The sequence below is a fragment of the Ruegeria sp. BH8 genome, from assembly GCF_056538065.1.
Genome location: NZ_JBQFSP010000001.1, coordinates 662,150 through 684,585 on the forward strand (window position 1 = coordinate 662,150; position 22,436 = coordinate 684,585).

General features: G+C 56.8%; 24 protein-coding genes and 1 pseudogene. 12 read left to right on the forward strand and 13 right to left on the reverse strand.

The features are described from left to right. Nucleotides 1-136: 136 nt before the first annotated feature. The gene (locus ACR0AD_RS03220) at nucleotides 137-1,219 is read left to right on the forward strand and encodes a DUF6456 domain-containing protein (protein WP_480481179.1); all 1,083 of its coding nucleotides are present in this window, start codon (nucleotides 137-139) and stop codon (nucleotides 1,217-1,219) included. Nucleotides 1,220-1,269: 50 nt separating this feature from the next. Here the strand turns inward: ACR0AD_RS03220 and ACR0AD_RS03225 are convergent, their stop codons facing one another. Then, nucleotides 1,270-1,818: a redoxin family protein gene (locus tag ACR0AD_RS03225; protein WP_480481177.1), complete on the reverse strand. Its 549-nt coding sequence runs from the start codon at nucleotides 1,816-1,818 to the stop codon at nucleotides 1,270-1,272. A 261-nt stretch (nucleotides 1,819-2,079) separates the two neighbouring features. On the opposite strand from ACR0AD_RS03225, the gene lipA reads away from it, so the two are divergent. Both lipA and ACR0AD_RS03235 read left to right on the forward strand, forming a co-directional pair. Continuing rightward, a complete protein-coding gene (gene lipA, locus ACR0AD_RS03230) occupies nucleotides 2,080-3,030 on the forward strand; it encodes a lipoyl synthase (protein ID WP_480485811.1) in 951 nt (316 codons plus the stop codon). Then, nucleotides 3,027-4,178: an amidohydrolase gene (locus ACR0AD_RS03235; protein ID WP_480485809.1), complete on the forward strand. Its 1,152-nt coding sequence runs from the start codon at nucleotides 3,027-3,029 to the stop codon at nucleotides 4,176-4,178. The genes lipA and ACR0AD_RS03235 overlap by 4 nt, the downstream gene beginning before the upstream one ends. Nucleotides 4,179-4,189: 11 nt before the next feature. Here the strand turns inward: ACR0AD_RS03235 and ACR0AD_RS03240 are convergent, their stop codons facing one another. Then, on the reverse strand, nucleotides 4,190-4,546 hold the full coding sequence (locus ACR0AD_RS03240) for a hypothetical protein (RefSeq protein WP_480485807.1): 357 nt from the start codon (nucleotides 4,544-4,546) through the stop codon (nucleotides 4,190-4,192). A 119-nt stretch (nucleotides 4,547-4,665) separates the two neighbouring features. Next, complete coding sequence (hpt, locus tag ACR0AD_RS03245) at nucleotides 4,666-5,208, reverse strand: hypoxanthine phosphoribosyltransferase (RefSeq protein WP_267365856.1); 543 nt, start codon at nucleotides 5,206-5,208, stop codon at nucleotides 4,666-4,668. Nucleotides 5,209-5,280: 72 nt separating this feature from the next. Between hpt and ACR0AD_RS03250 the strand changes: the two genes are divergently transcribed. Together ACR0AD_RS03250 and ACR0AD_RS03255 are read left to right on the forward strand one after the other, a co-directional pair. Beyond that, on the forward strand, nucleotides 5,281-5,727 hold the full coding sequence (locus ACR0AD_RS03250; protein ID WP_480481682.1) for a type II toxin-antitoxin system RatA family toxin: 447 nt from the start codon (nucleotides 5,281-5,283) through the stop codon (nucleotides 5,725-5,727). Between the two features lie 37 nt (nucleotides 5,728-5,764). Then, nucleotides 5,765-7,057 carry an MmgE/PrpD family protein gene (locus ACR0AD_RS03255; RefSeq protein WP_480485806.1) on the forward strand — a complete coding sequence of 431 codons (1,293 nt, stop codon included), beginning with the start codon at nucleotides 5,765-5,767 and terminating at the stop codon, nucleotides 7,055-7,057. Here ACR0AD_RS03255 and pyrC read toward each other — a convergent pair. Continuing rightward, nucleotides 7,054-8,091, reverse strand: a complete 1,038-nt coding sequence (pyrC, locus tag ACR0AD_RS03260) for a dihydroorotase (RefSeq protein ID WP_480481165.1) — start codon at nucleotides 8,089-8,091, stop codon at nucleotides 7,054-7,056. The genes ACR0AD_RS03255 and pyrC overlap by 4 nt on opposite strands. A 163-nt stretch (nucleotides 8,092-8,254) precedes the next feature. Between pyrC and ACR0AD_RS03265 the strand changes: the two genes are divergently transcribed. Together ACR0AD_RS03265 and ACR0AD_RS03270 are read left to right on the forward strand one after the other, a co-directional pair. Next, nucleotides 8,255-9,163, forward strand: coding sequence for an AAA family ATPase (locus tag ACR0AD_RS03265; RefSeq protein WP_480485804.1), 909 nt, complete (start codon nucleotides 8,255-8,257; stop codon nucleotides 9,161-9,163). A 58-nt stretch (nucleotides 9,164-9,221) separates the two neighbouring features. Continuing rightward, nucleotides 9,222-10,481 carry a vWA domain-containing protein gene (locus tag ACR0AD_RS03270; protein WP_480485802.1) on the forward strand — a complete coding sequence of 420 codons (1,260 nt, stop codon included), beginning with the start codon at nucleotides 9,222-9,224 and terminating at the stop codon, nucleotides 10,479-10,481. Between the two features lie 4 nt (nucleotides 10,482-10,485). Here ACR0AD_RS03270 and ACR0AD_RS03275 read toward each other — a convergent pair whose 3' ends face one another. After that, a complete protein-coding gene (locus ACR0AD_RS03275) occupies nucleotides 10,486-10,992 on the reverse strand; it encodes a hypothetical protein (RefSeq protein WP_480485800.1) in 507 nt (168 codons plus the stop codon). Between the two features lie 224 nt (nucleotides 10,993-11,216). Between ACR0AD_RS03275 and ACR0AD_RS03280 the strand changes: the two genes are divergently transcribed. After that, nucleotides 11,217-12,185, forward strand: a complete 969-nt coding sequence (locus ACR0AD_RS03280; protein WP_480485798.1) for an XdhC family protein — start codon at nucleotides 11,217-11,219, stop codon at nucleotides 12,183-12,185. Beyond that, on the forward strand, nucleotides 12,182-13,183 hold the full coding sequence (locus ACR0AD_RS03285) for a molybdopterin-binding protein (protein WP_480485797.1): 1,002 nt from the start codon (nucleotides 12,182-12,184) through the stop codon (nucleotides 13,181-13,183). The genes ACR0AD_RS03280 and ACR0AD_RS03285 overlap by 4 nt, the downstream gene beginning before the upstream one ends. 43 nt (nucleotides 13,184-13,226) lie before the next feature. On the opposite strand, the gene ACR0AD_RS03290 is transcribed toward ACR0AD_RS03285, so the two are convergent. Next, nucleotides 13,227-14,141: a MurR/RpiR family transcriptional regulator gene (locus ACR0AD_RS03290; RefSeq protein ID WP_480485795.1), complete on the reverse strand. Its 915-nt coding sequence runs from the start codon at nucleotides 14,139-14,141 to the stop codon at nucleotides 13,227-13,229. A 71-nt stretch (nucleotides 14,142-14,212) separates the two neighbouring features. Between ACR0AD_RS03290 and ACR0AD_RS03295 the strand changes: the two genes are divergently transcribed. The 3 genes from ACR0AD_RS03295 to ACR0AD_RS03305 all read left to right on the forward strand — a co-directional run bounded on the left by ACR0AD_RS03295 (nucleotide 14,213) and on the right by ACR0AD_RS03305 (nucleotide 16,765). Continuing rightward, the gene (locus tag ACR0AD_RS03295) at nucleotides 14,213-14,986 is read left to right on the forward strand and encodes a beta-keto acid cleavage family enzyme (RefSeq protein WP_480485793.1); all 774 of its coding nucleotides are present in this window, start codon (nucleotides 14,213-14,215) and stop codon (nucleotides 14,984-14,986) included. Continuing rightward, nucleotides 14,983-16,299, forward strand: a complete 1,317-nt coding sequence (locus ACR0AD_RS03300; RefSeq protein ID WP_480485791.1) for an aspartate aminotransferase family protein — start codon at nucleotides 14,983-14,985, stop codon at nucleotides 16,297-16,299. Before ACR0AD_RS03295 ends, ACR0AD_RS03300 begins: the two co-directional genes overlap by 4 nt. 76 nt (nucleotides 16,300-16,375) lie before the next feature. Next, a complete protein-coding gene (locus ACR0AD_RS03305) occupies nucleotides 16,376-16,765 on the forward strand; it encodes a hypothetical protein (RefSeq protein ID WP_480485789.1) in 390 nt (129 codons plus the stop codon). A 57-nt stretch (nucleotides 16,766-16,822) separates the two neighbouring features. Here the strand turns inward: ACR0AD_RS03305 and infC are convergent, their stop codons facing one another. From infC to cobA, 7 genes and pseudogenes are all read right to left on the reverse strand, one after another. Next, a complete protein-coding gene (gene infC / locus ACR0AD_RS03310) occupies nucleotides 16,823-17,413 on the reverse strand; it encodes a translation initiation factor IF-3 (protein ID WP_480492811.1) in 591 nt (196 codons plus the stop codon). Between the two features lie 116 nt (nucleotides 17,414-17,529). Beyond that, a complete protein-coding gene (locus ACR0AD_RS03315; protein WP_209504075.1) occupies nucleotides 17,530-18,363 on the reverse strand; it encodes a ferredoxin--NADP reductase in 834 nt (277 codons plus the stop codon). A 107-nt stretch (nucleotides 18,364-18,470) separates the two neighbouring features. Further along, nucleotides 18,471-18,878 carry a DUF934 domain-containing protein gene (locus ACR0AD_RS03320; RefSeq protein ID WP_267365587.1) on the reverse strand — a complete coding sequence of 136 codons (408 nt, stop codon included), beginning with the start codon at nucleotides 18,876-18,878 and terminating at the stop codon, nucleotides 18,471-18,473. Further along, the gene (locus ACR0AD_RS03325; protein WP_480485787.1) at nucleotides 18,875-19,636 is read right to left on the reverse strand and encodes a phosphoadenylyl-sulfate reductase; all 762 of its coding nucleotides are present in this window, start codon (nucleotides 19,634-19,636) and stop codon (nucleotides 18,875-18,877) included. Before ACR0AD_RS03325 ends, ACR0AD_RS03320 begins: the two co-directional genes overlap by 4 nt. Next, on the reverse strand, nucleotides 19,626-21,290 hold the full coding sequence (locus ACR0AD_RS03330) for a nitrite/sulfite reductase (RefSeq protein WP_480485785.1): 1,665 nt from the start codon (nucleotides 21,288-21,290) through the stop codon (nucleotides 19,626-19,628). Before ACR0AD_RS03330 ends, ACR0AD_RS03325 begins: the two co-directional genes overlap by 11 nt. Before the next feature lie 65 nt (nucleotides 21,291-21,355). After that, nucleotides 21,356-21,670 carry a DUF2849 domain-containing protein gene (locus ACR0AD_RS03335; protein WP_480485783.1) on the reverse strand — a complete coding sequence of 105 codons (315 nt, stop codon included), beginning with the start codon at nucleotides 21,668-21,670 and terminating at the stop codon, nucleotides 21,356-21,358. Further along, nucleotides 21,670-22,416, reverse strand: a pseudogene (cobA, locus tag ACR0AD_RS03340) (uroporphyrinogen-III C-methyltransferase); the annotation flags it as partial. The gene ACR0AD_RS03335 and the pseudogene cobA, both read right to left, overlap by 1 nt. Nucleotides 22,417-22,436: the final 20 nt, after the last annotated feature.

Sequence of the window (22,436 nt, forward strand, 5' to 3'; positions counted from 1 at the left end):
TCTTTTTGAATCAAATCTGGTTCGCGCCTTGTGAGGTTAACGAACGAGTAACGAATGGACCTCTAGTTAGATTTGGTTAACCCGCAATCCGAGGGCGAAAAGTGACATTTTGTTTTGTCGACGAGGGCAAATAATCATGGAAAACAACATGGCTTTCACCATTCCGGCATGGGTTCCAGAGGGGGCGCAAAGATACCTTGCTCATACCGAAACCGGACGCTCGATCCGCGATATCGCGAGATCGGCAGGCTGCCATGCGTCAACCATCCTCCGGCAAATCCGGCGTATCGAGATGCGCCGTGACGATCCATTGGTGGATGCTGCTTTGCAATCGCTGGCAGAAACACATTTTTCCATGTCCGATGACGCAGGCGACGCGGTCGTGATCGCGGATGAAGCTGCCCAGGAAGAAGCGTTCGAAAGAGAAGCATTGCGCATTTTGCGCCGCCTGAGTGAAACCGGTTCGGTTCTTGCCGTGGCTGAAGAAATGGACAAAGCGGTAGTCGTTCGCGACACCGGCAACGCCGGAGCGACCAGAACCGCGGTCGTCGATTGCGAGATCGCTCAGGCTCTGGCCTTAAAGGACTGGATTTCCTGCGATAACCCCGGTCGTATTTCACGGTATCGGATTTCTGCAGCTGGCCGAACGGCCCTGAGCCACCTGATTGCGAAAGCGGAAAACAAGGCGCGGGTGGGGACTGAATTTGGATTTGCCGAAGCCCAGTCGTTGTTTCAGTCTAAGACGTCGGCCGGGGCGGCTGACCGGATCAAGCGCATTCGCTATAGCGCCACGGAAAGCCCGTTGGTTGCCCTTGCACGCAGGCGTGACCGCGATGGCAAGCCTTTTCTGGATGAATCGCTTGTCAGCGCCGGAGAGCGTTTGCGCGAAGATTTCGAATTGGCGCAGATTGGCCCACAGGTTTCACAGAACTGGGACCGGTTTCTTACGGCTGGTGGCCGTGGCTGTTATGACAGTGAAAGCCACGGAGGAAAGGGGTCATCCGATGCGCGGGATCGCGTGGCGCGGGCCTTGTCTGATCTTGGCCCCGGACTAAGTGACGTTGCCCTGCGGTGTTGTTGCTATCTCGAAGGGTTGGAACTGGCGGAAAAGCGTATGGGCTGGTCTGCACGATCCGGCAAGATTGTTCTGCGGATCGCATTACAGCGGCTGAAACGCCACTATCAGGATCAGGCTGAACGCGACCGCATGATTGGCTGAAGGCACAAAAAAGGCCCGTCATAACGGGCCTTTATTCGTCTTGTTAATACTCAGGCCAGTTCGGGCTCTGCCGTCGCCTGAAGATGTTTCATCAGGTTTTCGGGCGAAGACACGCCATAGGGATCTTCGGGGCAGTTATCCATCAGGCCAGGTTCTTCGAACCAAGCTTCGACAACGCCGTCGTTTACGATGGCCGCATAGCGCCATGACCGCATGCCAAAGCCCAGATTATCCTTGTCAACCAGCATACCCATTTTGCGGGTGAACTCGCCCGATCCATCCGGAATGACCTTTACGTTGGTCAGGCCCTGATCTTGCGCCCATTTGTTCATCACAAAGCTGTCGTTGACAGACATGCAGTAGATTTCATCGACGCCCCGGGCAATGAAATCGCTATAACCGTTTTCAAAGCCGGGCAGTTGATATGTCGAGCAGGTGGGCGTGAACGCACCGGGCAACGAGAACAGGATCACGCGTTTTCCTGCAAAATAGTCAGCGGTGGACTTGTCTTCCCAACGGAATGGGTTTGGTCCTTCGATTGAGTCATCACGGACACGGGTGTGAAAGGTCACGTTGGGCAGAATTGCGCCGGATTTCATGGTCAAGCTCCTGTGATTCACTTGTGATTTTGTTGTGACTTAAAACAGTTCCAAACTACCTTCAATCGACGAAACGCCGCATTTTGAACTAATAATCTCTTCTCATTAGGCATTGAAAACATGCGGTAAAACGGGAATTTGCAATCGTGCTCTTGCTTATGCACGGCGGCGTTGCATAGCGGCTATGCGCCGCTGGTGTAACACTGCGCATCTGTCTATGTTATGAGCGACAGGATTGACCCAAAGTCAGGAAAATTGCCCGTGCGAGATCTGAAGGTCCCCGAACAGCGCCATCCGGAAAAAGCGCACCGCCCGGATAATGCGCAGCCCAAGAAACCGAACTGGATCAGGGTCAAGGCACCCGGCGGCAAAGGTTATGCAGATACGCGCCGGATCATGCGCGACAACAATCTGGTCACCGTCTGCGAAGAGGCAGGATGCCCCAATGTCGGCGAATGCTGGAGCCAGGGTCACGCCACCATGATGATCATGGGCGAGATTTGTACCCGTGGCTGCACATTCTGCAATATCGCTACCGGTCGCCCAGACGACCTTGACGCCTTTGAACCCGGCCGGGTGGCACATGCAGTCGAAAAACTTGGCCTGAACCATGTGGTTATCACCTCTGTCGACCGGGATGATCTGAGCGATGGAGGAGCCGAGCATTTTGCGCAGACCATCCGCGCGGTGCGGCACCGCTCTCCCAAAACCACGATCGAGATTCTGACACCCGATTTTCTGAAATGCGATGCGGATGTTCTGGAAATTGTGGTTCAGGCGAAGCCGGATGTCTTCAATCACAATCTGGAAACCGTACCGGGTTTGTACCCCGAGGTTCGCCCCGGTGCGCGGTACTTCCATTCCCTGCGTCTTTTGCAGCGGGTGAAAGAACTTGATCCGTCGATCTTTACCAAGTCTGGCATCATGGTTGGGCTTGGCGAAAACGAACAGCAGGTGCGCCAGGTCATGGATGATATGCGCGCGGCGGATATCGATTTTTTGACGATTGGCCAGTATCTGCAACCAACGCCGAAACACCACGGCGTTGATCGTTTCGTTACACCCGACGAGTTCGCGTCATACGAAAAGGCGGCATACGGCAAAGGCTTTCTGATGGTATCTGCGACACCTTTGACCCGGTCTTCTTATCACGCTGGTGACGATTTCACCCGACTGCGCGCGGCGCGTCTAGAAAAGCTACAAAAAGCGTGACACCGGATAAGATCGCGCGACTGACTCGTCTGCGCCACGAGCTGCATCAACACCCCGAACTTTCGGGACAAGAAAAGAAAACCGCGGCGCGGGTGGCTGAATTTCTGCGCGACGCTGGTGCTGACCATGTTATGACCGGAATAGGTCGGCACGGGATCGCTGCTGTTTTCGAAAGTGGCCAACCCGGTCCCACGCTGGGCATTCGCTGCGAAATGGATGGGCTGCCGATCCAGGAGTTGGCGAACCATTCCCATGTATCACAGGTCGCGGGCAAAGGGCATTTGTGCGGCCACGACGGGCATATGACAATGGTTCTGGGCGTGGCAGACGTGTTGAATCATCAACGCCCCAAGAAGGGCCGCGTCGTATTGATCTTCCAGCCAGCCGAAGAGACCGGCCATGGTGCAATCGCTTTCCGAGCTGATCCCCAATACGCCGAGGTTGCGCCCGACCTGGTGTTGTCTTTGCACAACTTACCGGGATTGGAGTTGGGGGCGGTCGAAATTTGCAGCGGTTCTGCCAATTGTGCCTCACGCGGGATGCAGATTGTTCTGACCGGAAAGACGTCACATGCTGCCGCTCCGCAAGATGGGGTGTCACCTGCCGGTGCGCTGGCACGCCTGATGCCGGCTTTGACCGTGTTAGGGGACGGCGGGGATCTGAATGACGGCTACGCGTTGACGACCGTCACACATGCCACGTTGGGTGAGCGCACGGTCGGAGTAGCACCGGGGCGGGCCGAGCTGTGGGTGACGCTTCGCACCGTCACGGACGCGAGAATGGCGCAACTGATCAGCGACGCTGAGTCGCTGGTCCGCGAAACGGCCAAAGCCGACGGGCTGGCGGTCGAAATCAGTTATGACGAAGTGTTTGAGGCTTGTGCCAATCACCCGGAAGCAGTTTCGATCCTGTCCAAAGCCTGCACGGAGCAGGGCGTTTCTTGCAGGTTGACCGATCAGCCACAGCGTTTTTCAGAAGATTTCGGCCAGTTTGGAAAAAGCGCGAAAACCGCCATGTTCTGGTTGGGGTCGGGGAGCGACCATCCCCAGTTGCACAACCCGGACTATGATTTCCCGGATGCGCTTATTCCGATTGGGACCGGGATATTTTTGAAGGCCATCGACGCTGTGTTAGGCCGCGACTGCTAGGACCGAGGCTTTCAGTTCATCAGATCGCCAACGATTCCAACAGCTTCTATTACAGTCTTCGTATCATCCGATATCGAGATTATTTCGTCGTCGACCCGAATATACCGTTGCCCTGGCTTCAGCGGTTTGAGCTTCCAGTTGTCGAGCTCGTCAATATAATCAAAACGCAGGTCGTTCGGCAATTTCTGACCTCGGGTGTATCGTTTGATTTGACCGGGCGGAACAGCTTTGCCGTTTGACTTAATGGATTTCTCTACTTTGGTTTTGTTGGCACCTTGCCCTTTGCCCTTGTTGTCTTTTGCATAAGACGCACCTGCAAGGGACACGATCGCCAAAAAGACGCCCGCTATCGCGAAAAACCGCTTCATTATCAATACTCCTGCTATTTCCTGAAAGGTAAAGCGACGAGGCGATGATTGTCCAATGATGTTCTAAAAATAGAATTTTAAACAGGTCTGAGCACGTGATCTGTAAATTGCCCGCTCAGCTATTCGTCTGTAAAGCGGACTTTGCCAATATAGGGCAGGTTGCGATTGCGTTGGGCGTAGTCAATTCCATATCCCACGACAAATTCGTCTGGAATCTCAAACCCGATCCAGTCTGATCGGAAATCCACTTCACGGCGGCTCGGCTTATCCAGCAGGGCAATGGATTTCAGGCGCGCGGGGTTACGGCTTTGCAGCAACTTGGTGACATGGTTCAACGTATGACCGGTGTCAACGATATCCTCGACAACCAGCACGTCGCGCCCTTCAATTGCGCCGCGCAAGTCTTTGAGAATACGAACTTCCCGGCTGCTCTCCATCGCGTCTCCGTAAGAAGAAGCTTCAAGGAAATCCACTTCGATCGGAAGGTCAAGTTCGCGCACAAGGTCGGCGATGAATACAAAGCTGCCGCGCAGCAGACCCACGACCACCAGCTTGTCGGTGTCTTTGAACTCTGCCGAAATGTCGCGACACAGCTCCTCGATTCGAGCAGCGATGGCCTTTGCCGAGATCATCTCATCTATCACATATGCGCGGTCAGTCATCGCAGCCCCCTTGATCTTTGGCGCGCAACATACGACATGACGCGCCATTGTCACCTGCAAATACCGGACATCATGCCTATCCATTCGGAAACCCGCCACCTGCCTTATACAGCCCAGCAGATGTACGACCTGGTTGCCGACGTGGCCAAGTACCCGCAATTTCTGCCGTGGTGCGCTGCTGCCCGCATTCGCAAGACCTATGCGCTGGAAGAGGCTGAGGTGATGGAGGCAGATCTGGTCATCTCGTTCAAGGTTTTCCGGGAACGATTTGGCAGCAAGGTAACCCTGTTTGCGGATCAAAAGAAAATCGACACCGAATACCTGGACGGCCCCTTCAAATACATGAAATCCGACTGGCAGTTCGAGGACGCGCCTGATGGGGGTTGCAACGTCTCGTTCCATGTGGACTTCGAATTCAAGAATGCCATCCTGCAAGGGATTATCGGCGTGGTATTCAACGAAGCCATGCATCGGATCGTGCGCGCGTTCGAGGCGCGCGCGCAACAACTCTACAGCTAGGTCTTTACCCTTGTCAGGCGCACGCTAGACTACGCGCATGACGGAATTTACAGCATCATTGGCCGCATTTGCGGCAGGCCCGGTTTCGACGTCGTCTCAGGCAAGAATCGTCACGTCGCTTTCCGTTCTTGACTGGGTCGCTGTGGGCCGGGCAGGCGTGCGCGAACCCGTCTCAGCCACGGTTCGCGACATGATACTGTCCGAGGGTGGGAATCCTCAGGCACATCTCTTTGGCGGCGACTCGGCACCGCTGCGCGGTGCGGCTTTGGTCAACGGCACGGTGTCCCACGCGCTGGATTACGATGACACGCATTTCGCCCATATCGGGCATCCTTCCGTCGCCATTTTGCCCGCAGCCCTTGCTGTGGCCGAATGGGATGACCGTATTCTAGTCGACATGCTCGAAGCCGTTTTGGTGGGTATGGAAACCTCAATCCGAATTGGCTTGTGGCTGGGACGCGGCCACTATCAGGCAGGGTTTCATCAGACGGCAACATCCGGTGCCTTCGGGGCGGCAGTTGCTGTTGGCCGTTTGCTGGGGTTTAACGCAAACCAGATGCGAATGGTTCTGGGTCTGACGGCAACGCGTGCGGCGGGGCTGAAGGCGCAGTTCGGAACCATGGGCAAGCCGTATAACGCCGGACTTGCCGCCTCGGCAGGGGTCGAGACCGCCTTGCTGGTGCAGCGCGGTTTTCAGGCCAACGCCGACGCGCTGGAAGGTCCTTTTGGGTTTGGCGCAACGCATCAAGGCGCAGCAGACCAAACTGCTCTGGATGGGTTGGGCGATGAATGGCTGTTTGAAACGGTCAGCCACAAGTTTCACGCCTGTTGCCACGGTCTTCACGCCGCGCTGGAAGCTGCGCGGGAGTTGGACATAGCAGAACCCGAGGTCGCCGAGATCCAGATAAAAACGCATCCGCGCTGGATGAGTGTGTGCAATCAGCTGTCGCCGACAACCGGACTGGGAGCCAAGTTTTCCTATCGGACAGTGATCGCGATGCAGGCGCTGGGATATGATACGGCTTTGCCAGGCAGTTTCACTGACAAGGTCTGCCTCGACCCGCGTATAACGTCTTTGCGCGACCGCATCACGGTCAAGGCAGATGACAGCCTGTCAGAAACGCAGGCGCATCTGTCCCTGCTGCGTCGCGATGGTATTCGCCGCGAAGCAACGCATGATCTGCTGAACCCAATGCCGCTGTCTGACCGCGAGGATCGCGTGCGCGACAAAGCGACCAAGCTGATCGGCGCGGATGAGGCGGACACGATCTGGTCGATGCTGTGCACCGGGGGACGTGCTTGCGATTTGGCCGAACAAGTGGCGGGTTAAGCCACGCGCCAGTGCAACGGAAAGCCCGGGTCAAACACAGTGACCGGTCCATCGCCTGTGTCAATCTTTGAGGGATACGAAACGGGCTCACCCTTGGTCAGGGTGATCATCTCCTGGTTCACGGGCAAGCGATAGAAACCTGGCCCGTTGAGCGACACAAATCCTTCCAGCTTGTCCAAAGCACCTTCCCGGTCAAACATCTCGGCGACCAAAGACATAGTGTTGGTCGCTGTGAAACAACCGGCACAGCCACAAGCCATTTCCTTGTTTGCATCCGTGTGCGGGGCGCTGTCTGTACCCAGAAAAAACCGCGCATCGCCCGATGTTGCAGCGGATAGCAGGGTCAGACGGTGTTCTTCGCGCTTGGCAACGGGAAGGCAGTAGTAATGCGGTTTGATGCCACCAACCAGGATGTGGTTGCGGTTGATAATCAGGTGATGCGCCGTGATCGTTGCACCCAGATCAATCACGTTGGCTTTGACATAATCCACACCATTGGACGTGGTGATATGTTCCATCACCACACGCAAGCCTGGTGTCGATCTGCGGATCGGATCAAGAACCCGGTCGATGAACACGGCTTCGCGGTCAAATATATCGATCTCGGGATCCGTCACCTCGCCATGTACGCACATGGGCAAGCCGATTTCGGCCATCTTCTCAAGCACCGGGCGCACTTTGTCGAAATCGCGCACACCCGAGGCAGAGTTGGTCGTAGCCCCGGCAGGGTACAGCTTGACGGCTTTGATCACACCGCTGGCATGGGCCGCTGCGACATCTGCGGCATCTGTATTTTCGGTCAGATACAGGGTCATCAGCGGCTCGAACGTCATACCGTCGGGAAGGGCCGCCAGAATGCGGTCTCGATAGGCGACAGCTTGGTCGCCACGCACAACCGGCGGCACTAGGTTCGGCATAATGATCGCACGGGCGAAATGGCGCGCGGTTTCGGGCAGAACGGCTTGTAGCATCGCGCCATCGCGCAGATGCAGGTGCCAGTCGTCGGGGCGGTGGAGCGTAAGGGTGTCGGTCATGGCCTTCCGCTAACATAGCTGTTGCGAAAGACCAACTGCGTCCGCGCAAGCCACAAAGAAAATCTTGTCAACCGACCTGAACGTCGTAGCTCTGAGAAAGGTTGAGGCCTTGACGGCCAGACGGTTGCATGACCTGTTTATCCCTAAAGCAGAAAGGGGTTCCATGACACAGCCAGTTTCCATCGATGCCGTGCAGCAGATGCTGGTTCGTCAGGGCTATGTCTGTGGTCGCGCCCTTGCGACGGTTGTGTTCCTGTCGCTGAAGCTTGGACGCCCGTTGTTTCTGGAAGGCGAGGCAGGGGTGGGAAAGACCGAGATCGCCAAGGCTCTGGCATCCGGGTTGAACCGGCGCCTGATCCGTCTGCAATGCTACGAAGGACTGGATGCGTCTTCTGCCGTTTACGAATGGAACTTTCCGGCGCAGATGGTCGCGATCCGAACGGCCGAGGCCGCAGGTGGGGCCGACCGGGGCGCGTTGCAGACTGAACTGTTCTCGGACGAATACTTGATCGAACGCCCCTTGCTGCAGGCAATGCGCCCGGACGAAAACGGAGCACCAGTTCTGCTGATCGACGAACTGGACCGGACCGATGAGCCGTTTGAAGCGTTTCTGCTTGAAGCGCTTAGTGACTTTCAAGTCACCATCCCCGAACTTGGCACGATAAAAGCTCCTGAACCGCCCATCGTGATCGTCACCTCGAACCGGACGCGGGAAGTGCACGACGCGCTCAAGCGCCGTTGCCTCTATCACTGGGTCGATTACCCCAACTTCGAGCGTGAGATCGAAATCCTGCACGCCCGTGCGCCTGAAGCCGCGGAAGCACTCAGTCGCGAGGTTGTAGCCTTCGTTCAACGTTTGCGCACCGAGGATCTGTTCAAGAAACCCGGCGTGGCCGAGACAATTGACTGGGCGAAATGTTTGTTGGCGCTGGATGTGATGAACCTGAGCCCCGAGGTGATCGGGGATACGCTGGGTGCGATCCTCAAATATCAGGACGACATTCAAAAACTTCAGGGGTCCGAGGCAAAACGCATCCTCGACGAGGCCAAGGCCACGCTCGAACCGGTCTGATGTTTCATCTTTTTCCAAATACTCCGGGGGTATGGGGGCAGAGCCCCCATAACGTCTGATGGCCGAACAACTTTCGCTGGATATCCCGGACAACCCAAAGCTGGCGCACAACATCACCCATTTTGCCCGCGCACTCAGAAAGGCTGGGCTGCCAATCGGACCCGGTCGTGTGATCGACGCAATTCGTGCCGTGCAGGCGGCAGGTTTTTCCGAGAAACAGGATTTCTATTGGACCTTACACGCCTGTTTCGTGAACCGCCCGGAACACCGCGTGGTTTTCGCGCAAGTCTTCCGAATGTACTGGCGAGATCCGCGTTACATGGAACACATGATGGCTATGATGCTTCCTGCAATTCGCGGCGTTCAGGAAGAACGCAATGCCGATGCCGCTGAAAAGCGCGCAGCTGAGGCGCTGCTGGACGGGGTTGAGCGTGATTTGCCGGACGCTGCAGGACAAGAGGAAGACGAAACCGAGATCGAAATCGACGCAACCCAGACCGCATCGTCCGAGGAGCGGCTGCGCAATCTGGACTTCGAGCAGATGAGCACGGTCGAAATAGCGCAGGCCAAGCGCGTATTGGCGCGGATGACACTGCCAGTAAAGCCAATTGAATCACGCCGCGGGCAGACCAGCCATCTGGGGCACCGCATCGACCGTGCCCGCACCTTGCGCGCGGCCATGCGGCAAGGGGGTGAGTTGCGCGATATTGCCAGGCTACAGCCCAAACCGCGCTGGCCAAATCTTGTCGCACTTTGCGATATTTCCGGCTCGATGAGCCAGTACAGTCGGATCATCCTGCATTTCCTGCACACGGTATCGAACACCAAGGGAGCGGGTTGGGCGAAGGTCCATGCCTTCACATTCGGCACACGCCTGACCAACATAACGCGCCACCTGCACCAACGGGATGTAGACGCGGCACTTGCCGCCGCAGGGGCCGAGGCGCAGGATTGGGAAGGCGGCACTCGCATCGGAGAGTGTCTGCATCAATTCAATCGGGACTGGTCACGCCGGGTGATGGGGCAAGGGGTGGTTGTTCTGCTGATCACCGACGGGCTCGAGCGAGGTGATCCCGAGCTCCTTAGGAAAGAGATTGAGCGTCTGCACCTGTCCTCAAAACGCCTGATCTGGCTGAACCCCTTGTTGCGTTGGGACGGGTTCGCGCCCAGGGCGCAAGGGGTTGCCGCGATGCTGCCGCATGTTGACAGTTTTCGCGCAGGGCATTCGATTGCCTCACTCGAAGATTTGGCCGCAGCGATTTCAGAACCCGGCGACCAGGGGCAGAAAGCGCGGCTGATGGCCGCGCTTTCTGATTAGCAGATTACGACAGCTGCTCTTCGTTGCACTTGCGGGCCATCTCCATGGCTTTGTAAGTGCCTGTCAGATCGACCGTGAAGGCATAGGATGTCTCGGGGAACACGATCATGACCTTTTTCTTTGCCAGATCATCCGCGAACTGAGGGCTGTCCGACAGGACATAACCACCGGAATAGCCTTTGGTGATGTTACCTTTCATGCCGGTCGCTTCACCCAGATAGATGTTGTCGCCCAGCAGGATGGCGACTTCTTGCGTCTCGCCACGTTTGATATCGGTTTCAGCCTTGGTGAACACGCCGACATATCCCACACCGCGATCTTCGGTCAGACCCATCTGAACGACGTTTTCCGCATCATCAACGGCCTCGATCAGGCAGGATTTCTTTTCATTGTCGATGAAGATTTTCCAGCCTTCAACCTCTCCATAGCGTTGGAATGTGTCAGCCCACGCTGCGGTTGAAGTCAAAAGACCAACTGCCGCGCCCAGTGCAAGAATACGTTTCAACTGCATGTCTCCGATCTATGAATTGTTTGGTATGCAAGCCAGACCCGATGCCGGTTGCCTGTACAGGCTAGAACTCGGGTCACAAACAATCAATGCTATGATTTGTTGAATATCTTTCAGGCCGTGGCGTTGCCTTATGGGGTTCAATATAGACCTTTTGGTAAGCTTGGTGCGCTTTTCATCCCGCAAATCCCGCTTATGTTGGTGTCATAGGTCATCCGGAGGTTCCGATGGAGCGATTCGACAACAGTCCTGAAACGGCGCTTGACTGGCACCGCAGCGGGCGCGGCGCGGCGCTCGCTACAGTTGTCGAAACCTGGGGCAGTGCGCCGCGGCGGGTGGGATCCCAATTGGTGATTGGTGGCGATGGTCGGATCGAAGGTTCCGTTTCTGGCGGATGTGTCGAAGGTGCTGTTATCGTCGAGGCGCTTGAAGCCATTGACGAAGGCGAAGCGCGTTTGCTTGAATTCGGGGTCAGTGATGACGATGCCTTTGCGGTTGGTTTGGCCTGTGGGGGGACCATACGCATTCTTGTCGAACCCATAGGACAAGTCCTGCCCGAACTTATGTTGGCGGAACTGGTTGCCGCTCGGGCCGCTCGTGCGCCCATTGCCTACGAAGTCAATGTCGAGACCGGGCGCAGGGCGTTGCGCCGCAATGCTTATACCGACAGGCTGCGCATGGATCGGTCAGGGTTCGAAGAAGATGGCCAGACCTTTGTCGCAGTGCACAACCCGCCGCTTAGGTTGCTGGTCGTTGGGGCGGTTCACATTGCGCAGGCTCTGGTGCCGATGGCGCGGATTGCGGGCTACGATCCAACCATCATCGATCCACGTGACGCCTTCGCGTCCAGTGCGCGTTTTCCCGGCGAAACGATCCTGACGGATTGGCCGGATGAAGCCGTTGCGAAGCTGGGTTTGGACGCGCGGACCGCGATTGTTTTGCTGACACATGACCCAAAACTTGATGATCCGGCGCTACAAGCCGCATTGGACGCCGATGTGTTCTATATTGGTGCATTAGGGTCAACACGCACCCACGCCAAGCGCATTGAGCGTATGAAAGCGGCCGGTTTCACCGATGCGCAAATCTCTGGCATTCATGGGCCCATTGGCCTGGATATCGGGGCAGCCGGTCCCTCGGAAATCGCGGTTGCGATACTGGCGCAAATCACTGCAGTTCTTCGAGGGAAAGCATGAAATTTGGGCCTGTACCGGTGTCCCGGGCAGAGGGTGCCATTCTGGCGCATTCGGTTACAGCGGATGGGCGAAAGCTTCGCAAAGGGCTTGAATTGCGCTCAGAACATGTGGCGCAACTGGAAAAGGCTGGTCTAAACGAGGTCATTGTTGCCCGGCTGGATACCGGTGATTGCCATGAAGATCAGGCGGCACGCAAGCTGGCGTCTGCGTTGGCACCTGATCCAGCTTCAGCCAACTTGCGGGTAACCGAGGCATTTACCGGGCGGGTAAACCTTTTGGCCGACGGGCCTGGGGTTGCCGTGCTTGATGTTCGTGCACTTGAATTGTTCAATCTGGTCAATCCGATGATTACCGTTGCGACCGTTCCGCAATACCAGCAAATGGGGGCGAACGGCATGGTGGCGACCATCAAGGTCATCTCATACGCTGTGCCCGAGGCTGATGTTCGGCGCGCCGCCGGGCTGGCACAAGGGGCTGTGCGTCTGGCGCGGCCTGTTCATCGGACAGCCGGTCTTGTTGTAACGGAAATTCCCGGAGGTCCACCGAACGAAAAGGGGATTGCGGCCATTCGGGGACGGGTCGAGGCATTGGGAATGGAGCTTGCGGAGGTGCAGATTGTTCCGCATCGAACGGATTCCTTGACCAGCGCGATTTCTAAGGGGAAGGGCGATCTTCTGATGATATTGACGGGTTCGGCCACCTCGGACCCCAACGATGTCGGACCGTCGGCCGTTCGGCAGGCCGGTGGGACGATTGATCGCTTTGGTATGCCGGTTGATCCGGGAAACTTGCTGTTTCTTGGGGACTTGCAGGGCCGACCTGTGATCGGCTTGCCGGGATGCGCCCGCTCTCCGGCGTTGAATGGGGCCGATTGGGTGCTGTCGCGTGTCGCATGCGGGATTGAAACAACAGGCGCCGATATTGCCGGAATGGGGGTTGGCGGATTGCTGAAGGAAATCCCAACCAGACCCCAGCCGCGGGCGAAACGAAACAACTGACCGCCGCTAAGGTCCGCGATAAGGCGTATGTACTATTGATATTCTAGGGTTTTCTCATCCTTGGCAACACGCCGGGCCGCCAATACGCGCCGGTGTCCTCCCGCGCTTTTTGAAACTGTTCGACCCTATCCCGTGCAGCTTCGCCCCCTGCATCAAAGAGATGACCGAGCAGGCATTCCAGAACCGCCATCGCGCCAGAAAAGCTAGAAAACGGATGTAAAGTGCGGGTGCTGACGGGCAGAACGACATCCGGGTTGACGCCAGGTGCAATCACCTCGCTATCCGACAGCAACACAATCTTCATGGCCCGGTCGCGGGCAAAACGCATCGAATGGATCGTATCTGCGGAATAGGGATGGACGGTGATGGCAAACAAACAATCCTCGGACGTGGCCTCGACCAGGTCATCGACAGCCGAGCCCATGTGTCTTGGTATCAGCTGTAATCCGGGATGGGCCATGCGCCCCGCGTAGTGAAAATAATAGGCCAGCGCATGACTGGACCTTGTGGCGGTCACATAACAACGACGTGCAGACACCATGTATTCAACGGCACGCTTGGCCAAATTCGGCTCCATCAGACGCAGAGAGCGGGACACAACATTCATCTCATTGCGCGCGAATCTGGCCTGTGCGCCGTGGAAAGGGTCTTGTCCGGGTGATGTGGTTAGCCACCCATGACCTATCCTGTCTTCGCTGTCTGTTGTGAGGGCAAGGCGAAATGGGTGGCGGAAGGCGTCAAAACTGTCGAAACCCATACGCTGTGCCAGTCGAACAAGAACACTGGTGCTGATGCCGATCCGGTCAGCGGTCACCCGGACCGGGTTCAGGCCGAAATCACCGGGATGGTCGATGATATATTTCGCCGCGACTTGCATCTGCGCAGGCATCTCGTCGATCTCGCGCCGAATTTGGCTGGTCAAGGCTGCAAGGGTGGGTGCCATACCAAAAAGAAACATATGTTTTCTTTAGTGTAAATTGAAAACGTCATCCAGCGAATCTAACTGAAGGCAAAGACTTGGGTGGTGCTATGACATCAAAAACAACTGACAGCTTGGACAGGCCCTACATTCTGGTTGCGCCAAACGGTGCCCGGCGGAACGCGTTGGATCATCCCGCCTTGCCGCTCAGGATTGACCAGATCGTCATATCTGCACGGGATTGCCATGCCGCAGGTGCGGACGGGTTGCATCTGCATATTCGAGATGCAGACGGACGGCATTCACTGGACGCCGGATTGTACCGGGAAACGCTTGCGGAATTGCAGCGCGAGGTTCCAAAAATGGAGCTACAGATCACGACCGAAGCTGCCGGGCAGTTCGACGTGGCATCGCAACTGGACTGTTTGCAAAAGGTGCGACCTGAATGGGCCTCAATCTCGGTGCGTGAAATCGCCCGCGATCTGAACCTTGCGCCCAGGGTCTATGCACTATGTGCGGATCAGGGCACACGGGTTCAGCATATCTTGTACGATACTGAGGACGCACGTTTACTGGAACAGTGGCTCGCTTTGGGCATCGTACACGCGGATCAGACAGATCGTTTGCTTGTTCTGGGGCGATACAGCGATGGCCAGCAATCTGTGCCTGCCGATCTCGACGCCTTTCCAGAATGCCCGGCCCGTTGGATGGTGTGCGCCTTTGGAACGCAAGAACATGCCTGTCTGGCTGAGGCTGCGCGACGCGGTGGTGACGTGCGGGTTGGGTTTGAAAACAGTCTGACGGGGCCGGATGGCAGACCTTGGGCAGATAACGCGGCTTCGGTCGCAGCATTAGTTGAATTGCTTGGAAGGGCAAAGAAATGAGTCATGTTTTCCCACGTCACACGAAATCGGACCTCCCCGTCGCGGTTGGCGGTGATGGTTGTTATCTGATTGATGCAAAGGGCAAGCGATACCTGGATTGCGGTGATGCCGCGGTATCATGTCTGGGTCATTCGAATCAGGCCGTGATCCAAGCGGTACAGCAACAGGTGGAACAGATCGCCTTTGCACATACCGGGTTCATGACATCGGAACCGGCCGAGGCTTTGGCCGAATTGTTGATCCGGCATGCACCGGGGGATCTGGACCGTGTGTATTTTGTTTCGGGCGGGTCCGAAGCGACCGAAGCGGCAATCAAACTGGCGCGCCAATATTTCCTTGAAATCGGACAACCTGAACGCCGTCACGTTATCGCGCGAAAGCAAAGCTATCACGGCAACACTTTGGGGGCTTTGTCCGCCGGGGGCAACGCATGGAGACGGGCACAATTCGCCCCGATGCTGATCGAGATGACCCATATCTCTGCCTGCTACGAATATGCCGAAAAACCGGAAGACGAGAGCAGTTTTGACTACGGCCAGCGTGTGGCGAATGAATTGGAAACTGAAATCCTGCGGCTGGGTCCCGATACGGTCATGGCATTTATGGCCGAACCAGTGGTCGGGGCCACCCTTGGCGCAGTTCCTGCGGTTGAAGGATATTTCAAGCGTATTCGCGAGATTTGCGACCACTATGGTGTGTTGCTGATCTTGGATGAGGTGATGTGCGGTATGGGCCGAACCGGTCACATGTTTGCCTGCGATCATGACGGCATCGCGCCAGATATTTTGTGTATCGCCAAGGGGTTGGGGGCTGGATATCAACCAATCGGAGCCATGCTGTGCACCGGCAAGATCTATGACGCGATCCGCGACGGATCAGGGTTTTTCCAGCATGGGCACACCTATGTCGGTCATCCGGTCGCCACAGCCGCCGCATTGGCGGTGGTCCGTGAGTTGACCGAACGGGATTTGCCTGCGCGTGCCGGGGTCATGGGCAACAAGCTGCAATCCGCCCTTGAGGCAGCATTCGGACAGCACCCGAACGTGGGAGATATCCGTGGTCGTGGGTTGTTCCGAGGTGTTGAACTGGTCGCTGACCGTGACACCAAGGAACCTTTTGATCCATCACGCGGCATCGCAGGTAAGGTGAAAAAGGCAGCACTGGCTGAAGGGTTGATTTGCTATCCCATGGCAGGCACGCGGGATGGCCGGAACGGCGATCATGTCCTGCTGGCACCACCTTTTATCATCGAAGAGGAACAGATAGGCGAACTCGTCAGCAAACTGGAACGCGCCATTTCCGCCGTGCTTTGACATTACCGTGAGCGCACTGTTCGCCCGCAGCTTATTTGTTAGTGTCGCGGGAGAAGTATCTGAAAAGGCGAAATCAATGGTGCTGGATATTTGGCGCAGTTTCCGCGCGCTTCCCCTTTGGGTGCAGATCTGGGTGGCCGTAATATTGGTGCCGGTTAATTTGGTTCCGCTTGCTTTCCTGGATCAGCCACAGGGGATGCTCATCGCTGTTCTGGCGATTACCGGTATGGCGCTGAACATACCCATCATGGCGGTTGCGCGCGGGATGAGCGGCGCGATGGCTTTGCCGCACATTCTGTGCTGGGTTCCACTGGTTGTCATCGTAACGCTTTTGTTGTTTTCCGATGCGACCCTGAGCATTGCCTTTTTCAAGTTTCTTTGGGTGCTTCTGATCGTTGACATAATTTCCTTGCTTTTCGACTTCAGAGATGCGGTCAACTGGTTGCGAAGCAGACGCGCGACCTGAACAAAAAAGCCCCTTCGGCAGCGAAGGGGCTTTGATCGTTTCTGTTTATTAAGCAGATTACTTATGCGGAAGCGGGCCGATCATCATGACCATCTGACGGCCTTCCATCTTCGGCATGTTTTCGATCTTGCCGACCTCTTTGATGTCTTCGGCCACACGTTCCAGCAATTCGCGACCCAGGTTCTGGTGTGCCATTTCACGGCCACGAAAGCGCAGGGTGACTTTGACCTTGTCGCCCTTTTCCAGAAACTTAAAGACGTTCTTCATTTTGACGTCATAGTCATGCGTATCGGTGTTCGGTCGGAACTTGACCTCTTTCACTTCGATGACTTTTTGTTTTTTGCGCGCTTCGTTTTCGCGTTTTTGCGTTTCGTACTTGTACTTGCCGAAATCCATGATCTTGCAGACCGGTGGGTTCGCATTGGGCGAGATTTCGACCAGATCAAGACCTGCATCTGCGGCCATCTGCATGGCTTTGGCGGGATGAACCACCCCGACGTTTTCACCTTCGGCGCCAATCAGGCGAATTTCGGGGGCACGGATCTTATCATTGACGCGCGGGCCGGTGTCTCTCTGTGGCGGCGCGTTGTGAGGTCTGCGAGCTATGGGTTCATTCCTTTGATGATTGCAGAATTTCGAGCCCGGAATTTAAACCGGGCAGAGCCGCACTTCAAGCGGCATAAATACAGGGTAATGCGAAAAAACTTGTTTTCTGCCGGTGTTTTTCGCGTTCAGGGTGGCAAAGCCCTGAACGCAGGGTTGCTTTAGCCGACAAAGGCTTTTTCGATCACGAACTCCTTGGGTTCTGAGTTTGCACCTTCACGCAATCCAAACCCTTCGAGGATTTCCTTGATATCCAGGTTGAAAGCCAACGAACCGCAAACCATTGCACGGTCGGTTTCGGGCTTGATGCCACCGTCAATACCCAAGTCGGAAAACACGGTGCCGTCCTGAAGCAAAGTGGTGATGCGACCCATCTTTGGGCTCTCTTCCCGTGTGGTGGTCGGGTAATAGCGGATCTTGTCGGCAAATCCTTCACCGATCAGTTCGGCCAACAGTTCGTCCTGACGGATGCTGTCGATCAGCTGACGGCCATATTCCAGCTCTGCCACTTCGCGGCAGGTGTGGGTGATGATGACCTCGTCATAGTCCTCATAGGTCTGCGGTTCACGCAGCAGCGAGGCAAAAGGCGCAAAGCCGGTGCCGGTCGCAAAAAACCACAGGCGCTTGCCGGGCAGCAGGGCGTCATGCACCAATGTGCCAACCGGTTTGGGACGCAGGATAATCTGGTCACCCGGTTTGATATGTTGCAATTTCGAGGTCAGCGGGCCGTTCTGAACCTTGATCGAATAAAACTCCAGCTCTTCATCCCACGAGGGCGAGGCGATGGAATAGGCGCGCAGCAACGGCTTGCCGTTGTCACCCAGCAGACCAATCATCACAAACTCGCCCGAACGGAAACGCAGCGAGGCCGGGCGAGACACCTTGAATGAAAACAGGCTGTCGGTCCAGTGTTTGACATCGGTTACAGTTTGCGCGTCCGGCAGGACGGGGACTTTTACGGCGGTTGCTTCGCTCACGGGCTTCATCTCTGTCATCGTTTACCTGCCGGTCTGCTAAACCGACATCTCCGTTTAATCTTTGATCCAAGTCAGGAAAAGGGGACAGATTGCCCCCTTTGCGTCACAGGCTGGCAATCGCGGGATCAGCCGCGCAGGCGAGCCTGATAGTTATTCTCTTTCCAGTTCGCGCGGGCCAGCCACTGATCCTCGGGTTGGCGGTCTGCCAGTTCTCCGTCGATCTCGACCTCGTCAAAGCCGCTGCGGCGCGCCATGGCGTATTGATCGGCAAGCACATGCCCTTTGGCGCGCAGCCGGCCTTTGTAGCCCTTCAGGCGCAATGTGCGAGCGATGGTAAATCCGCGACCATCTGCGAAAGACGGGAAGTCTACCCGAACCAGCCTCGTGCCGCCCAACCGGTCAAACAGTTCGTCCGGGTCTGTCTCCGAGCTCACGTCTAGCGCGACCACGTCATTGGCGGCATCATCCAGAGTGACAAAGCCGTCGGTCCAGTCATCAGGCGAAAAGCCCTCATCCGTTACGATTACGTTCATGTTTTCTCTCCGACGCGCATCATCTTGCCATCGACAAAATGGATGCCGCATTCTTCCTTGTTCTGATCGCGCCACCGTCCGGCGCGGGGGTCTTCGCCCTCTTTGACAGGCGAGGTGCAGGGCGCACAGCCGATCGAAGGGTATCCTTTGGCCACCAGCGGATGCCGGGGCAGGTTGTTTTCATCCATATAGGCCCGCACATCCTCGGGCGCCCAATGGGCAAGCGGGTTGACCTTGATCCGACCTGTTCCGTCCTCGACCTCGAAGAATTCCAGCGCAGCGCGCGTGCCTGCCTGAAACCGCTTGCGTCCGGTTATCCAGCCATCGAACCCCACCAGCGCCCTTTGCAGCGGGAAAGTCTTGCGCAGGTTACAACATGCATCGGTGTCGCGCAGGCGCAATGCGCCGTATGGGTCTTCGCGTTCAACCTCTGCATCCTCGGCCCGGATGATGCGAATGTTGGTAAGCCCCAGACGCTCGCTCACCTCCTGCTGGTATTCCAGCGTTTCGGTGAACAGCATTTGCGTGTCCACGAAAAGAACGGGCGTTGCCTTGTTCACCACCGCCGCCATGTGCAACAGAACGACGGATTCCGCACCAAAGCTAGAGACCAGAGCAAGCTCATCGATCTCATCAATCGCTCCATGCATGACATCATGGGCGCTGTGGTGCCGGAACCGGGCATTCAGGTCTTCGACACGTTCAGTCAGTTCGCGTCTGTCCCGGCCCAGTTCCGTCTGGATCAGGTCAAGCGGCATTTGCGCGGGCCTCGGGGTAGAGGGCGTCTTTGAACGGCGCCATGCCCACCCGGCGATATGTTTCCAGGAATGTCTCCTCTGCGCTTGCACGCTGGTTCAGATAGGTGTCGACAATGCGCTCTACGGCAGGAACGATTTCGTCATAGGCAAAGCCCGGACCGGTGCGATCACCAATTGCCGCATTTTCGGTCGCATCGCCACCCAGAGTGATCTGGTAATTTTCCACGCCTGCGCGGTCCAGACCCAGAATGCCGATATGGCCGACATGGTGATGACCACAGGCGTTGATGCAGCCTGAGATCTTGATCTTCAGGTGGCCGATGTCATGCTCGAGCTTCAGGTCCTCGAACCGCGTTGCAATTTCCTGAGCAACCGGGATCGAACGCGCCGTCGCCAGCGCACAATAATCCATGCCGGGGCAGGCGATGATATCGCTGATCAGACCGATATTGGCGGTTGCCAGCTCGTATTCCTTCAGCTTGGCGTGAATTGCAGGCAGGTCCGATTTGTGGACGTGCGGCAGGATCACGTTCTGCTCATGGCTGATGCGCAGCTCGTCATAGGCGAGCTCTTCGGCCAGATCGGCCATCACGCGCATCTGCTCAGCAGTTGCATCGCCCGGCGTTGCCCCATGCTTCTTGATCGAGATCGTGACGATCGCATGGTCCGCGTCCTTGTGCGGCGCAATGTTGGTATCGACCCACGAACGGAAAACCGGATCGTTGGAATAGGCGCTTTCAAACGACGCAACCGAAGCCTGGCGGAAGACAGGCGGTGCAAAGTGGCCCTTGATCTCTTCCAGCAGGTTCATATCCGCGCCTTTGAATTGCGGGCGGACCTTCAGGAAGCGTTCGTTGACCTTGGCGCGGATAGCGTCGATGCCATGCTCGTGCACGGTGATCTTGATACGTGCCTTGTACTTGTTGTCACGGCGACCAATCTGGTTCCAAACTGAAACGGTGGCTTCCAGATAAGCCAGCAGGTCGTCAAAGGCGACAAACTCGGACAATTCCTTGCCGATCATGGGCGTACGGCCAAGGCCACCGCCAACAATGACGCGCGCGCCAAGAACGCCGTCACGCTCAACCAGTTGCAGGCCGATGTCATGCGCCTTGATCACGGCGCGGTCGTTTTCACTGCCAGTGATGGCGATCTTGAATTTGCGCGGCATGAACTGGAATTCCGGGTGGTCGGTCGACCACTGGCGCAGCAATTCGGCGTAAGGGCGGGGATCAGCGACCTCATCCGCAGCGGCACCGGCAAAGTGGTCGGCGGTCACGTTGCGAATGGTGTTGCCCGAAGTCTGGATGGCGTGCATGCCAACCTCGGCCAGCGCGTCCAGCATATCCGGCACGTCGCTTAGCTTTGGCCAGTTGTACTGGATGTTCTGACGGGTGGTGAAATGGCCATAGCCTTTGTCCCACTTCTCGGCCAGCAACGCCAGTTGACGCATCTGTGCACTGTTCAGCGTGCCATAGGGAATGGCGACACGCAGCATGTAGGCGTGCAGCTGCAGATACAGCCCATTCATCAGGCGCAGCGGCTTGAATTCGTCTTCGGTCAACGAGCCGTCAATGCGGCGTTCCACCTGGGCGCGGAACTGCGCGTTACGTTCTGCCAAAAATGCTGTGTCGAACTCGGAGTAGCGATACATGTCTAGCTGTCCTTGTTTGCAGCCCCGAACCTAGGGGCCTTGAAGGGGAGAGAGATGGCCAGAGGTCAGGCCCGGGGCTGCGGGGAAGTTTCCTGTTTGCCGTGGGCATAGTTGGACGGACCAGTCCGGCGGAAATCTTCCCGAAAATGGGTGGGCTCGGGGCCGTTCTTGCCCGCAACGGCATCGGCCAGATAAGCGCCCACGACTTTATTTGCCTGACGCGCCGCATCCAGCAGACGCACCTGTGCATGTGCTTCGTCAGTGATCAGTTCCGCTTGCGACAGATCACGCGTCCAACTGTCATCTTCGGTCTGGTAAATGACGTCACCTATCAGCAAATCATTTGCGGTGACGACTTTGGGGGTAAAAGCGCGGGCCATCAGGCAAGCTCCTTGTTGAATTCGGTTACGGCCTGCGTCGCTTCGCGCGGGGCAAGGCCATAGAATGTCAGGGCTGGTCCGTCCATTTCGGCGGTGGCCAGGTCGGCGGGCAGTTGATCCAGTGTGGTGGCCAGAATCCGCTGGTTCGGGCGCGAGGCGTTTTCGACCAGTGTGACTGGAGTAGCGCGATCGGCGCCGTGCATGATCAGGCGACCCTGGATAAAGCGGGCAGATTTCTTGCCCATATAGATCGCAGCAACCGAACCGGCCCGTGCCAGGGCATTCCAGTCATGATCGGCAAAACCTTTCATGTCATGCCCGGTCAGGAACCGCACCGAGGAATTCCGGCCGCGTTGAGTCAGGCTTTGGCCGATACCAGCCACCGCGGCAGAGGCCGCCGTGATACCGGGAACGATCTGCCACGTGATTCCAGCCGCCTCGACGGCCTCAATCTCTTCATCCAGACGACCAAAGACAGTCGGATCGCCGGACTTCAGGCGGACCACGCGGTTACCTTTCAGGGCATATTCGACCAAAAGAGCGTCGATATCACTTTGCTTCCAGGATGGGCCGAATCCGGCTTTGCCGACATCAACCAAAGCGGCGCTTTGACCGGCTATGTCCAGAACGGGTTCACTGATAAGGCGGTCATGCAGCACAACATCAGCCTGCTCAAACGCAGTCAGCGCCTTGAGTGTCAGCAACTCGGGGTCGCCCGGACCTGCGCCGACAAAGTCGACATGCCCTTTGGTGCCTGTTGTGCGAA